At 40.2% G+C, this 13,831-nt stretch carries 12 protein-coding genes, 1 rRNA gene and 1 riboswitch; of the genes, 11 read left to right on the top strand and 2 right to left on the bottom strand.

The features are described 5' to 3' along the window. Positions 1–11: 11 nt before the first annotated feature. Positions 12–127: ribosomal RNA gene (rrf, locus tag C9J36_RS14665) — 5S ribosomal RNA — on the top strand. A gap of 1,274 nt (positions 128–1,401) precedes the next feature. Here the strand turns inward: rrf and C9J36_RS14670 are convergent. Next, positions 1,402–3,462 (bottom strand): catalase, encoded by a 2,061-nt coding sequence (locus C9J36_RS14670; protein WP_430010643.1) that lies wholly within the window; start codon positions 3,460–3,462, stop codon positions 1,402–1,404. Positions 3,463–3,755: 293 nt separating this feature from the next. After that, positions 3,756–4,685, bottom strand: a complete 930-nt coding sequence (locus tag C9J36_RS14675) for an LCP family glycopolymer transferase (protein ID WP_107943585.1) — start codon at positions 4,683–4,685, stop codon at positions 3,756–3,758. A gap of 124 nt (positions 4,686–4,809) precedes the next feature. Here C9J36_RS14675 and C9J36_RS14680 point away from each other — a divergent pair, with 124 nt between their 5' ends. The 10 genes from C9J36_RS14680 to purN all read left to right on the top strand — a co-directional run bounded on the left by C9J36_RS14680 (position 4,810) and on the right by purN (position 13,781). Further along, positions 4,810–5,220, top strand: a complete 411-nt coding sequence (locus tag C9J36_RS14680; RefSeq protein ID WP_066164534.1) for a hypothetical protein — start codon at positions 4,810–4,812, stop codon at positions 5,218–5,220. A 66-nt stretch (positions 5,221–5,286) separates the two neighbouring features. Beyond that, positions 5,287–5,475 carry an NETI motif-containing protein gene (locus tag C9J36_RS14685; protein ID WP_066164536.1) on the top strand — a complete coding sequence of 63 codons (189 nt, stop codon included), beginning with the start codon at positions 5,287–5,289 and terminating at the stop codon, positions 5,473–5,475. Positions 5,476–5,561: 86 nt separating this feature from the next. Continuing rightward, positions 5,562–5,661: riboswitch (purine riboswitch) on the top strand. Positions 5,662–5,786: 125 nt separating this feature from the next. Further along, on the top strand, positions 5,787–6,275 hold the full coding sequence (purE, locus tag C9J36_RS14690) for a 5-(carboxyamino)imidazole ribonucleotide mutase (protein ID WP_066164539.1): 489 nt from the start codon (positions 5,787–5,789) through the stop codon (positions 6,273–6,275). Next, entirely contained in the window at positions 6,272–7,402 is a 1,131-nt protein-coding gene (gene purK / locus C9J36_RS14695; RefSeq protein ID WP_066164542.1) for a 5-(carboxyamino)imidazole ribonucleotide synthase, read from the top strand. Before purE ends, purK begins: the two co-directional genes overlap by 4 nt. Before the next feature lie 57 nt (positions 7,403–7,459). Further along, a complete protein-coding gene (purS, locus tag C9J36_RS14700) occupies positions 7,460–7,705 on the top strand; it encodes a phosphoribosylformylglycinamidine synthase subunit PurS (RefSeq protein WP_066164545.1) in 246 nt (81 codons plus the stop codon). Between the two features lie 3 nt (positions 7,706–7,708). Further along, positions 7,709–8,392, top strand: a complete 684-nt coding sequence (gene purQ / locus C9J36_RS14705; RefSeq protein ID WP_066164547.1) for a phosphoribosylformylglycinamidine synthase subunit PurQ — start codon at positions 7,709–7,711, stop codon at positions 8,390–8,392. Next, positions 8,379–10,610 carry a phosphoribosylformylglycinamidine synthase subunit PurL gene (gene purL, locus C9J36_RS14710; protein ID WP_107943586.1) on the top strand — a complete coding sequence of 744 codons (2,232 nt, stop codon included), beginning with the start codon at positions 8,379–8,381 and terminating at the stop codon, positions 10,608–10,610. The genes purQ and purL overlap by 14 nt, the downstream gene beginning before the upstream one ends. Further along, positions 10,586–12,010 (top strand): amidophosphoribosyltransferase, encoded by a 1,425-nt coding sequence (gene purF, locus C9J36_RS14715; protein WP_066164946.1) that lies wholly within the window; start codon positions 10,586–10,588, stop codon positions 12,008–12,010. Before purL ends, purF begins: the two co-directional genes overlap by 25 nt. A 158-nt stretch (positions 12,011–12,168) precedes the next feature. Beyond that, complete coding sequence (gene purM / locus C9J36_RS14720; RefSeq protein WP_066164554.1) at positions 12,169–13,224, top strand: phosphoribosylformylglycinamidine cyclo-ligase; 1,056 nt, start codon at positions 12,169–12,171, stop codon at positions 13,222–13,224. After that, entirely contained in the window at positions 13,224–13,781 is a 558-nt protein-coding gene (gene purN, locus C9J36_RS14725) for a phosphoribosylglycinamide formyltransferase (protein WP_107943587.1), read from the top strand. Before purM ends, purN begins: the two co-directional genes overlap by 1 nt. Positions 13,782–13,831: the final 50 nt, after the last annotated feature.

The raw sequence follows: 13,831 nt of genomic DNA on the forward strand, positions 1-13,831 counted from the left end.
CCATGTGCAAGTGAAGTAATGATGGCAAAGAGGTCACACCCGTTCCCATACCGAACACGGAAGTTAAGCTCTTTAGCGCCGATGGTAGTTGGGGGCTTCCCCCTGTGAGAGTAGGACATTGCTTCGCAATCAAAACCACTGAGGAATCAGTGGTTTTTTTGTATGGAAAAGAAGCCCCCAACTACCAAAGACCGAAGGTCAGCTCGGCGCGTAATCGGAGGCAAACAATTGCAAACACTTTTAATCGAATACAAGCTGAAGCAGTGCAGAAGAGCAAGGAGTCCGAGGCGCCAAGGAGCGCGGAGCGGAATGTGCATCGCACATGAGCACCGCAAGCGACGTGGGCAACGAAGGAATCCGCGGCTCAGCTGTGCTGCGTTGAAGTGCCGATGGTAGTTGGGGGTGCCCCTGTGAGAGTAGGACATTGCTTCGCAATCAAAACCACTGAGGAATCAGTGGTTTTTTTATATGGAAAACAATTGCAAACACTTTTAATCGAATATAATCTGAAGCAGTGCAGAAGAGCAAGGAGTCCGAGGCGCCAAGGAGCGCGGAGCGGAATGTGCATCGCACATGAGCACCGCAAGCGACGCGGACAACGAAGGAATCCGCGGCTCAGCTGTGCTGCGTTAAAGTGCTTGGGGATGCCCCCTGTGAGAGTAGGACATTGCTTCACAAGACAAACCACTGATAACTTAGTAAATTTTTGTATGGAAAAGAGGAAGTCTTTAGGAAGAAAAAGAGCGAACATGGAATAAATTTTAGGAAACATGGAATAAACTTCGAAAAACGTGGAATAAACTTCGAAAAACATGGAATAAACTTCGAAAAACATGGAATAAACTTCGAAAAACATGGAATAAACTTCGAAAAACATGGAATAACTAACTATCGTGCTTATCTATAAACTTAAAATATCTGCTTTTACTGTCTATTATCAAGCGATTGCTAAATAGTGACCTATTTTTAGCTACTTGCTGATAGCACATAAAAATGCATTGATAAAAAAACAAAACTTATTGATAGAATCTTAAAATACATTAATAATATATTCTTCATATATGAAATACTCTATAATAAAGAGAATTTCTCAATTAGCCTTTGAAGTATGCTGGATTTGTAAAAGAGCCAATTACTGTAATAATAATTATTAAGCTATAACCAAGCTATCTTTAAAAACAGGAGTGTCTCAAAAGTTGAATTTCTCCTCAGTGCATTGAAAATTAACTTTATGCTTATTCTATATTAAATTCAAAAGAAGTAGCTAAACCAAATATTTATATTATTTTCAAAAATATAGTTTCCCCTTTGCTGAAAGCGTCCCAAAAGCAGGTAATACACTGCTTTTAAGACGTCTTCTCTGTTATATCTAATAACAGCCTCTCTATTGATATAAGGTCATTATGTCCTATTCCAGAAGCGCTGGTGGGCGATAGCAGTGACAAACTCCCTTTCGAAATTTGGATTATTTGCGGCAAATACTACTCCAGCTAAATTATTATTTTTCGATGTTTGTATAAAAGTTTGCCCAGTCGTGGCAACACCAATTGGTTTATAGTGTTTATATGCTTCTTGAACAAAATCAGAAACGTCACGCATGAACTTTACTTGATATTCGGAGTTCCCACCGACGATATAAATTGAATCGACTAAATATGGGCTAGATGTGAGAAATGTTTTATTCACTTTAATTTTTGTTCCATCATTTCCAGTAACTGTACCAAGCTGCTCACTTATAATATCAAAGAAAACACCATTATTTTGTAGGAAATTGAGCACGATTGTTACCTCTTGGCCATTAAATCCATTACCAATTAAAACTCCTACTTTTTGTGTATAGGCATATTTAGGTGTATTACTCTGACTTAGGGAGGGATAACTGGTTGAAACTGGCACTTGGGTTCCGCTTGGACGATTTACACCAACATTATCTGCAACAATATAAGCCATTTCTTGATCAACATTGACAAGCAAATCAACAACTTGCTGACGAACGGATGCTCTGATAACGCTACCAACTTGGTAACTTAATCCATCTATAGTATGTTGTTTTTCAATGGAGGTCAAACTATTCCAGAATATTCTCGGCTGTGTAAAGAAATCAAAAAACGACTCACTGCGCTGGCGTGTGACGTGTCCTTCTACTTTTTCTGGGTAATGGGCATAGCCGCCATCTTTAGGGGGAGTTGTGTATGGCGTGTTATTTGCTATTGAGTTTCTGTGGTAATTCACTTGATCCACATCAATACGATACCTCATATAACCATCTCGTTGATTATTATGAAACGGGCATAATGAACGATTTATAGGGAGATCCTGAAAATTCGCTCCCCCAAGTCGATGATATTGGGCACTTTGATAAGCAATTAATCTTCCTTGCAAAACGGGGTCATTAGAAAAATCAATTCCAGGTACTACATTTGCAGGATTAAATGCTACTTGTTCCACCTCTGCAAAAAAATTATCTACATTTTTATTTAAAGTCATTTTCCCGATAAGATGTACAGGAATAAGCTCCTCTGGCCAGAACTTGGAAGGATCTAAAATATCAAAATCGTACTTAAACTCATCCTCTGGTGCAATCATTTGAACACCCAATTCATATTCGGGATAAGCACCACGATTAATGGCCTCCCTCAGGTCACGGCGATGGAAATCTGGGTCGATACCCCCAATTTTCTGAGCTTCATCCATAAGCAGTGAGTGAACGCCAAGCACAGGCTTCCAAACAAATCTTACAAAGGTCTTTAATCCCTGTTCGTTGACAAATAGATACGTATTAATTGACCAAGATTCCATCATTCGATAACTTCTTAAAATCCCCCTAGGTGACATAACCCATAAAGTCATGTGAAGTGCCTCCGGGTTATTAGCTACATAATCCCAAAAATTATCGTGTGCACCGGCAGCTGTTGGGATGTCACTTCGCGGTTCGGGTTTGTATGCATGTATAACGTCTGGAAACTTCATCGGATCAGTGTTTATGAGTATAGGCATGGCAATTGTAGTTAAATCATAAACTCCCTCTTCTGTATAAAACTTAACACCTAAACATCGTAAATCCCTTGCAGTGTCCTTCGAGCCTCTACCACCTTGTACCGTCGAAAAACGAACAAAAAGAGGTGTTTTCTTTCCAGGTTCCTGCAAAAATCCTGCTTTTGTAAATGGCTTCATTGATTGATAACATTCAAATTCACCATGTGCCCCATATCCTCTTGCGTGAACAACCCTTTCAGGTATTCTTTCGCGAACGAAATGAGTCATTTTTTCGAAATAATGGAAGTCCTCCTGCAATGAAGGTCCGCGTTCACCGGCTGTTAAAATTTGTTCATCATTAGATACTTTCAGCCCTTCATTTGTCGTCATAGGCTTTCCTGTATTTTTTATACGAAACTGCTCCAATTGTATGTTTTTACTATTTTCATTAACGGGTTTATTATTTCCAGACGACGGTTTATTCATATCCATCTTAACATTCACCCCAAACATATAATAAATCAATCTCATTTATATGCTTATGCAACTTTTGATGAACTAGACCAAATTTATTTGGAAATTTCATTGGGTATTATTAATTAATATAATACGGGTCTTTGGTAATGTTGAGGCTAGATGGATTTGGAAATCAACTTAACTATTCCGTATATTATTTTTATGTATAATATTTAAAAAATTAATTAAGGTAAAATTTCAGCAATATTATTTCTTTCTTCGCAAAAACCCGAACAAATCAAATTGTTCGGGTTTGTTTATAATTATTCAATCTCTAAATGCTGCTGTAGGCTACTGCTTATATCTATTAACTCCTGCTCATCAAATATATAGTACCAAAGCGTATCGATGCGCTGGCCGTCTCCTTTTTCAAATTGTAGCTGATCGATGTCTTTGTTTAAATTGGCATAAAGTTTCTGCAATTGGTATAAATTATTCATTGGAAAATTCATTTGTACATTATCGCCTAGTACATCAAAAATATCATTTAACTTAAATAAAGTAGAAGGGCTTGCTGCTTTTTCAGCAATCGCCTGAATTAATTGTTTTTGGCGTAATTGTCTGCCAAAATCACCACGTGGGTCCTCATAGCGGATGCGAGTGAAGATAAGTGCTTCCTCGCCATCCAATGTTACTTCACCTTTCGGGAAGCTGTATTGACGATGAGATAAATCCAAATCATTATTAACTGTGACTCCACCTAATACGTCAATAATTTGTAAAAAGCCTTCCATATTAACGGCGACATAATAATCAATCGGTATATTTAAAATGTTTTCTACTGTAGCAATTGACATTGGTATGCCACCGCGTGCGTAGGCATGATTAATTTTTTCGACCGTGTTGTTGCCAATAATTTCAACGCGTGCATCACGTGGTATGCTTAGCATTTTAACAGTTTTTTGCTCTGGATTTACTGTGACGACAATCATCGTATCACTTCGCCCGACATCATACTCTCGTTCATCAATTCCTAACAATAAAACGGAAAAAGGGTCGATATGTGGGAGCTTATCTGAAATAATTGCTTCATTATTATTAGGATGCTCCTGTGCTTGCATTTTTTCAACAGCTTTTTGGAAGGAGAAATATGTGAATGCCCCGTAGCAAGCTGCTCCAGTTATTAAAAAGGCCATTAAAAATAATACAACCTTTTTCCAAGTTTTCATTTTAGGTTTTGTTCTTTTTTGCATAGTAAATCTCCATTTTCTTTAATGAATCATATAGACGTTATTCGTATGGATAAGTTCCTTAAAGTATTTCCATTTGAAACGAAATTTAATATTGCGCGTCAAATAGGAAAAGGAGGCGCTGAAAGTGAAAAGAAAAATAGTAGCGAGCTGTATACTACTTATATGTGTAGTTACTGTTATGATGGGTGTTTCTTATATTCCACAGAAGTTGTTAAAAGTTGAAGAAAAGGAAGTATTGAAAATCGAAATAACGAATGGATTTACTGGTGAAAAAACGGAAGTAACGAATGCGGCGCAAATTTCACAAATCCTTTTGAATTTAACTGATATTACAATTCAAAAAGAGCAGTCTGCCAAAGATTTAAAAGGGTATCATTACAGTATCACAATTTATACGGACAAAGGGATAGCACAGCAGCTAGCAATTCATGATGAGGAGACAGTTATTTATAAAGATGCCCTCTATAAAACAAAGGGAAAATCAATTGATAAAGCATATATAGAGCATCTACTTAAAGAAGTGACAAACATTTGACAAAATTTCATGCTCATTCATGCTATAGTAGATATAGTAGATGGACGATTGGAAGGATGAACAACATTGTCAAAAAAGCAGGTTTGGTATGAGGTGCAAGAAGGTGAAACAATTGAGCAATGCCTAGAGAGAATGGAGCGAGATGGCTATTCGATAGGTGGAAGGAAAGAAGAGCCAATGTTTCATTTAGTGGATGGGCAACCAACCTATTTGCGCCAAAAAATTCAATTTAAAGGTATACTACGAAACGAATAGTTGTTAATTCCGAACATTAATGTTTTCTGAAAATTTATCGTTCGCATTTTTGCGTTGATTTTATAGAAAAGGCTTGTTAAAATGTGAACAGGAAAACATTTTACCCGCATATATGCTAAAGGATATGGCTTTAGTGTTTCTACCCGGTACCGTAAATTCCGGACTATGTTGGGAAGCAACTATTCAATTTTAGAATGATATAAAAAGAAAGCAGATTCTTTTATTATTCGATCCTTGAGTAGTTTGCTTTCTAGTACATAGAAAGCAAACTATTCGAGGATTTTTTATTAAAATTTAAGGAGTGCGAGATGATGAGTCCAAAGATTGGCGTTATTATGGGAAGTTCTAGCGATTGGGAAACAATGAAACATGCATGCGAAATATTGGATGAGCTGCAAGTACCTTATGAAAAGCAGGTGGTGTCAGCACATCGCACACCAGATTTAATGTTTGAATATGCAGAGGCAGCCCGTGGACGAGGGATTCAAGTAATCATTGCTGGTGCTGGTGGTGCAGCGCATTTACCAGGAATGGTAGCTGCGAAAACAACATTACCAGTAATTGGTGTGCCAGTACAGTCGAAAGCATTAAATGGTCTTGATTCTTTATTATCAATTGTCCAGATGCCAGGTGGTGTACCGGTTGCAACTGTGGCGATTGGTAAAGCAGGGGCGACGAATGCTGGTCTACTTGCAGCGCAAATTTTATCAATAATAGATGCAGCGCTAGCAGAGCGTTTAGAAAAGCGCCGCGAAGTGATTAAAGAGCAGGTGCTAGAAAGCACAGGTGAATTACAGTGACAAAAGTTATTTATCCAGGGCAAACAATCGGTATTATTGGTGGCGGTCAATTAGGACGTATGATGGCTTTAGCGGCGAAGGAAGCAGGCTTTAAAATTGCTGTTTTAGAGCCAGCGATGGATTCACCTTGTGGACAAGTTGCTGATATTCGCATTGTGGCAGCTTATGACGACGAGGCGGCACTTGAGGAGTTAGCAGAAGTAAGTGATGTCATCACTTACGAATTTGAAAATATTGATTACGAAGGTTTAAAGCGATTAACACAAATTGCTTATGTACCACAAGGCGCTGAACTTGTGCGCATTACGCAAAATCGCGTAACGGAAAAAGCAGCAATTGTAGAGGCAGGCTGTCCAGTTGCTCCTTATGTTGTTGCAGAGAGCTACGCTGAGCTCGTGGCGAAAATTGACGAAATTGGCTTTCCATGTATCGTGAAAACTGCTCGTGGAGGCTATGATGGGAAAGGTCAGCAGCTATTAAAATCGACGGCTGATTTACCATTAGCAGAAGAGTTATTCGAACATTCTGTTTGCATTGCAGAAGGTTTTGTCCCTTTTGAGAAAGAAATTTCTGTAATTGTGCAACGAAATGGACAAGGGCAAACATGTTGCTTGCCTGTTGGAGAAAATATTCACGTTAATCACATTTTACATGAAACAATTGTCCCTGCGCGTATTGCGCAAACAACTTATGAAAAAGCTACAGAGGCAGCTACAAAAATAGCAGATTCTCTAAATTTAGTTGGTACATTAGCTGTTGAAATGTTCGTTTTAGAAAATGGGGAGCTTGTTATTAACGAGCTAGCACCAAGACCGCATAACTCTGGGCATTATTCAATTGAGGCGTGTAATATTTCTCAATTTGCACAGCATATCCGAGCGGTATGTGGCTGGCCACTGCGTGAGCCGAAGCTATGGGCGCCAACAGTTTCTATTAATGTTTTAGGACAGCATATTATTCCATTAACGAATTCAATAGCTAAATATCCAAACTGGTCTGTTCACCTTTATGGAAAGGCTGAAGCGAAGATTAATCGGAAAATGGGACATGTTACGATTATGACAGATGATATTGAGGTAACCTTACAAGAAATCAAAGGTGCAGAAATTTGGGCTGATGATGTGTAGTAAGCATTGCCAGCATAGGTAAATCATTATATTCAAGATAAATGGGAGGAAACAACAGTGAAAAAAGTGAAAATTTACGTAACGTTAAAGGAAAGTATTATTGAGCCACAGGGAACTGCAGCAAGCAATACTTTAAAGCAAATAGGCTATGAGGAAGTACAAAGTTTACGTGTAGGAAAATATTTAGAACTAACAATTGCTGATACGAACCGTGACATTGACACAATTGTGAAGGAAGCTTGTGAAAAGGTATTAGTAAATACGATTATGGAAAACTATCGCTACGAAGTCGAGGAGGCCTAATCTATGAAATTTGCAGTACTCGTATTTCCAGGTTCAAACTGTGATTTAGACATGTATCATGCGGTCAAGGATCAATTGGGGGAAGAAGTAGAGTATGTTTCTCATAAAGAAACATCATTGGCAGGCTTCGACGCTCTATTAATACCGGGTGGTGCGTCTTATGGCAACTACTTACGTCCAGGTGCACTAGCTGCTCATTCAAATATTATTCCGGCTTTAAAGGAATTTGTAGCACAAGGTAAGCCGGTGCTAGGAGTAAGTAACGGGTTTCAAATTTTAACTGAGGCAGGCATTTTACCGGGAACTTTATTACGCAATAAAGGAATTAACTTTATTTGCCGTACAGTTCAATTAAAGGTTGAAAATAATAATACATTATTTACGAATGAATACGAAGCAGAAGAAATTATTTCAATTCCAATTGCACATGAAGATGGTAATTACTACTGTGATGAGGAAACGTTAGCGAAATTAAAAGAAAACAATCAAATTGTTTTCACTTATTCAGGTAATAATCCAGATGGCTCCTTAGCAAACATTGCGGGTATTGTAAACGAACGAGGAAATGTACTAGGGATGATGCCTTATCCGGAGCGTGCGGTAGAGCAAATTATCGGTGGTACAGATGGATTAAAATTATTCAAATCAATTGTAAAGCAGTGGAGGGAACAACATGTCAACAAATAATTTCGAGCCAACTCCAGAACAAATTAAAGAGCAGCGTATTTATGCAGACATGGGTATGACAGATGAGGAATACGATTTAGCTGTAGAAAAGCTTGGTCGTCAACCAAACTGGACAGAAATCGGTTTATTTTCTGTCATGTGGTCTGAGCACTGTTCTTATAAAAAATCAAAACCTGTATTGCGTAAATTCCCTACAACTGGCCCTCAAGTATTACAAGGTCCTGGTGAAGGAGCGGGAATTGTTGATATTGGTGACGGTCAAGGTGCTGTATTTAAAATGGAATCGCATAACTACCCATCTGCTATCGAACCTTACCAAGGAGCGGCAACAGGTGTAGGTGGTATTTTACGCGATGTTTTCTCAATGGGTGCACGACCAATCGCAGCAATCAATTCTTTACGCTTCGGTGAATTACAGTCAGAGCGTGTAAAATACTTATTTAAAGAGGCAGTAGCAGGTATTGCAGGCTATGGTAATAGCATTGGTGTGCCAACTGTAGGAGGGGAAGTACAGTTTGACCCTTGCTATGAAGGTAACCCACTTGTTAACGCAATGGTTGTCGGTTTAATTGACCATAAAGATATTCAGCGCGGTGTAGCAGCGGGGGTTGGTAACACAATTATGTATGCAGGCGCTCCAACTGGGCGTGATGGTATTCACGGTGCAACGGCTTCTTCCTCTGAATTAGCAGATGATTCAGCAGAAAAAAGCTCACCAGTACAAGCGGGTGACCCATTCGTAGAAAAGCTATTAATGGAAGCTTGCTTAGAGGCTGTAAAATCTGACGCTTTAGTCGGTATTCAAGACATGGGTGCAGCAGGTCTTACTTCTTCATCAGCAGAAATGGCTTCAAAAGCGGGTACTGGTGTTGAAATGAATTTAGATTTAGTGCCTCAGCGAGAAGAAAATATGACAGCATATGAAATGATGCTTTCAGAATCACAGGAGCGTATGCTACTTGTTGTTAAAGCCGGTCGTGAGGACGAAGTGAAGGAAATCTTCGGGCGTCATGATATAGAAGCTGTGGCAATTGGACGCGTGACAGATGATAAAATGCTGCGTTTATTACACAAAGGCGAGGTAGTAGCGGAGTTACAAGCAGATATTCTTGCCGAGGAGGCGCCAGTTTATTATATGCCAGATGCTGAGCCAGCGTATTTTGCTCAATATCAGGCGATGGAAAATGCTGAGCCTGCTGTAACAGATTATAAAGAAACATTAGTAAAATTATTAAAAGCTCCTACAATTGCTTCTAAGGAATGGGCATATAGTCAATTTGATTCTGAGGCACGTACTAGCACAGTTGTTGGACCGGGGTCGGATGCAGCAGTTGTACGTGTGCGCGGAACAAATAAAGGGTTAGCTATTACAGCGGATTGTAATTCTCGTTATATTTACTTAGACCCAGAAACAGGCGGTAAAATTGCGGTAGCGGAGGCTGGACGTAACATCGTATGTTCTGGTGGAGAGCCTCTTGCGATTACGGACTGCTTAAACTTTGGTAATCCAGAGAAACCTGAAGTATTTTGGCAGCTACAAAAGTCAGCAGATGGTATTGCCGCAGCATGTTTAGCGTTAGATGCACCTGTTATCGGCGGAAACGTGTCGATGTATAATGAGCGTTCAGGTGAGGCTATTTACCCGACACCAACAATTGGTATGGTCGGTTTAGTAAAAGATTTAGCGCATGTGACAACACAGGAAGTGAAGCAAGCGGGTGATATCGTTTACTTAATAGGTGAAACGAAAACTGAATTTGGTGGCTCTGAGCTACAAAAATTAGTTGAGGGCAAGATTTCAGGTAAGGCACCAGCAATTGATTTAAAAGTTGAGGCTGCCCGTCAAAAGGCATTATTAGAGGCGATTCGTGCCAATTTAGTACAGTCAGCACACGACGTATCAGAAGGCGGCGTAGCTGTAGCACTGGCGGAGAAAACATTTGCCGCGCAAGGGCTTGGCGTGAATATAACATTACAAGGTTCAGCAACAACAGTATTATTCGCTGAATCACAATCACGTTTTATCGTGACAGTAAAAGCAGAAAATGCAGCTAGCTTTGAAGCAGCAGTAGCAGATGCGAAGAAAATTGGTACAGTAACAAATGATGAAAAAATTACAATTAATGGAGAAACAGCCACTCTTGTGGAAGGGACAGTCGAAGAGTTCCGTTCTGCTTGGAAAGGAGCAATTCCATGCTTGCTGAAATCAGAGGCTTAAACGAAGAGTGTGGTGTATTCGGGATTTGGGGCAACTCAAATCCTGCTCACCTAAGCTATTACGGTTTACATGCCTTACAGCACCGCGGGCAAGAAGGTGCTGGTATCGTTGTAACAGATGGTGAAGGACTTCGTATTCAAAAAGGTGAAGGCTTAGTAAGCGAAGTATTCAATGAAGATAAATTAAAAAGAATAAATGGTAAGGCTGCAATTGCCCATGCGCGTTATGCTACGGGTGGCGCGCGCGGCATTGAAAATGTACAGCCATTATTATTTCATTCTTCTACTGGCAGTCTAGCAATTGCCCATAATGGCAACTTAGTAAATGCGAGTCATTTACAGCAATATTTAGAAAGACAGGGAAGTATTTTCCATTCTAGCTCTGACACAGAAGTCGTGGCTCACTTAATTAAGAAAAGCAAACTCTCTCCATTTCGCGCTAAAGTAAAAGAGGCTTTGAACCTATTAAAAGGTGCTTACTCATTGTTAATTATGACGAAGGAAGAAATGCTTGTTGCAAGAGACCCACATGGTTTGCGTCCATTATCTTTAGGGAAGCTTGGAGATGGTTGGGTTGTCGCTTCTGAAACATCTGCCTTTGATTTAATTGGTGCAGAGTTTGTTCGCTCAATTGAACCGGGGGAATTACTAATTATTAATGACCAAGGTATCACATCTGACCGTTTCGTTGAGATGCAAGGTCGTGCAATGTGTGCGATGGAGTATGTATATTTAGCGCGCCCGGATTCAGATATTGATGGTATTAATGTTCATATGGCGCGTAAACGTATGGGCAAACAGCTAGCGCGAGAATGTGCTCATATTGAGGGCGATGTAGTGACAGGTGTGCCAGATTCAAGTATTTCTGCAGCGATTGGCTTTGCGGAAGAGAGTGGGATTCCATATGAGCTTGGTTTAATTAAAAATCGCTATGTAGGACGCACATTTATTCAACCAACACAAGAATTGCGTGAGCGCGGGGTAAAAATGAAATTATCACCGGTTGTTCAAGTAGTGAAGGGCAAGCGTGTTGTCATGGTAGACGACTCGATTGTTCGTGGAACGACATCAAAACGCATTGTGAGAATGTTGAAGGAGGCAGGAGCAGCGGAGGTGCATGTTGTTATTTCATCACCACCAATGACAGACCCTTGCTTCTATGGTATCGACACATCGACACATGAAGAGCTTATCGCAGCAAGCCATAATGTGGAAGAAATTAGACAGGCTATCGAGGCAGATTCATTAACATTTTTATCTGCGCAGGGCATGATTGATTCTATCGCTCGCCCATTTGAAGATGAAAATGGCGGTTTATGTCTAGCTTGCTTTAGTGGGAAATACCCAACTGAAATTTTCCCTGATACACTTTTACCACATGAAAAAGAATTATTAAGTTAAAAAGAAATACGTATTTCCCTTTCAAATTTGGGCAACCACAAAGTCAGTCCTTTTTTGAATGGGAAATACGTCAATAAAATGCGGATGGAGCTGTTTGAGAAGTCATATAAAGACAGCTTTCAATCATCGGTTAATCCAACAAAGGAGGCGCTTTTCGCATGTCGAAAGCATATGAACAAGCAGGTGTAAATATAGAGGCTGGCTATGAAGCTGTAAAGCGTATGAAATCTCACGTTGAACGTACAAAACGGTTAGGTGTGATGGGCACGTTTGGTGGCTTTGGCGGTATGTTTGATTTGTCTACATTAAACTTGAAGGAGCCTGTATTAATTTCGGGTACTGATGGGGTCGGAACGAAGCTAAAGCTAGCTTTCATGGTTGATAAGCACGACACAATCGGTATCGACTGTGTTGCTATGTGTGTCAACGATATCGTTGCACAAGGCGCAGAGCCATTATATTTCCTAGACTATGTAGCTGTCGGCAAGGCGCAGCCAGCAAAAATTGAACAAATCGTAAAAGGTGTTGCAGATGGTTGTGTGCAATCAGGCGCAGCATTAATCGGTGGCGAAACAGCAGAAATGCCAGGTCTTTATGAGGAAGATGAATATGATTTAGCAGGTTTTGCAGTAGGTGCTTGTGAAAAGAGCGCTATTATTACAGGTGAAAAAATTGCTGAGGGCGATGTGCTTGTAGGGATAGCTTCAAGCGGTGTGCATTCTAATGGTTATTCATTAGTCCGCAAAATTGTTTTTGCAGACAATGGCTATGCAGTAGACCAAGTAATAGAAGGTTATGAGGCATTAGGTCCTATCGGTGAAGCCTTACTTGTGCCAACAAAGCTTTATGCGAAGCCTGTGTTAGCAGCAATTAAAGCAGCGGATGTACATGGGTGTGCACATGTTACAGGTGGTGGCTTCTATGAAAACTTGCCACGTATGATGCCAGAAGGGCTAGCTACAGAGGTTGATTTAGGCTCTTGGCCAGTATTGCCTGTATTTGAATTTTTAAAGGAAAAAGGTCAGTTAGCTGATAAGGATTTATATAATGTATTCAACATGGGTATTGGCTTTGTTATTGCTGTACCAGCAGCAGATGCTGACAAAGTGCTTACGGCTGTTGAAGCGAATGGCGAAAAAGCCTATGTAATCGGTCGCGTTGTAAAGGGTGAGGGCGTGATTTTTAACGGTGAGCATGACGGGAGTTTAGTGTAATGACGAAAATAGCAGTATTTGCGTCAGGCAGCGGTAGCAATTTTCAAGCTATTGCAGAAAGCATTCAGCGCGGTGAGCTAGATGCTAAAATTGAGCTAGTCATAACAGATAAACCAGGTGCCTTTGTAGTAACGCGTGCCAATGAGCTAGGCATCCCAGTGCTAGAGCTAGCACCGAAAACATTTCCTTCAAAGGCCCATTATGAGCAGGCGATTATTGATGCATTACAAGAAAAGAAGATTGAATGGGTTGTTTTAGCAGGCTATATGCGCTTAATTGGGGAAACTTTATTAGCAGCGTTTCCTAACCGCATCGTTAATATTCACCCGTCTTTACTTCCATCTTTCCCGGGGAAAGATGCGATTGGACAAGCATTTGAACATGGCGTAAAAGTAACAGGTGTGACAGTCCATTTTGTAGATGCAGGCATGGATACAGGTCCAATCATCGCACAGATAGCAGTAGATATTGCCGAGTCACGCGAGGAAACAGAGGAGCGAATTCATAAAGCAGAGCACAAATTATACACCGCTACACTGCAACAGTTATTTCAATAAAAGACGGGGCTGCGCGGCAAGGTAGCCCCTACATTTTTATCGGCTATAGT

The organism is Metasolibacillus fluoroglycofenilyticus (assembly GCF_003049645.1).
In the GTDB taxonomy this organism is placed as follows: domain Bacteria; phylum Bacillota; class Bacilli; order Bacillales_A; family Planococcaceae; genus Metasolibacillus; species Metasolibacillus fluoroglycofenilyticus.

What these genes read in the sequence shown, in the direction of transcription:
- C9J36_RS14670 (WP_430010643.1), bottom strand. Translation starts at nt 3,462, where the DNA reads ATGAATAAACCGTCGTCTGGAAATAATAAACCCGTTAATGAAAATAGT.
- C9J36_RS14675 (WP_107943585.1), bottom strand. Translation starts at nt 4,685, where the DNA reads ATGCAAAAAAGAACAAAACCTAAAATGAAAACTTGGAAAAAGGTTGTA.
- purE (WP_066164539.1), top strand. Translation starts at nt 5,787, where the DNA reads ATGAGTCCAAAGATTGGCGTTATTATGGGAAGTTCTAGCGATTGGGAA.
- purQ (WP_066164547.1), top strand. Translation starts at nt 7,709, where the DNA reads ATGAAATTTGCAGTACTCGTATTTCCAGGTTCAAACTGTGATTTAGAC.
- purL (WP_107943586.1), top strand. Translation starts at nt 8,379, where the DNA reads ATGTCAACAAATAATTTCGAGCCAACTCCAGAACAAATTAAAGAGCAG.
- purF (WP_066164946.1), top strand. Translation starts at nt 10,586, where the DNA reads ATGCTTGCTGAAATCAGAGGCTTAAACGAAGAGTGTGGTGTATTCGGG.
- purM (WP_066164554.1), top strand. Translation starts at nt 12,169, where the DNA reads ATGTCGAAAGCATATGAACAAGCAGGTGTAAATATAGAGGCTGGCTAT.
- purN (WP_107943587.1), top strand. Translation starts at nt 13,224, where the DNA reads ATGACGAAAATAGCAGTATTTGCGTCAGGCAGCGGTAGCAATTTTCAA.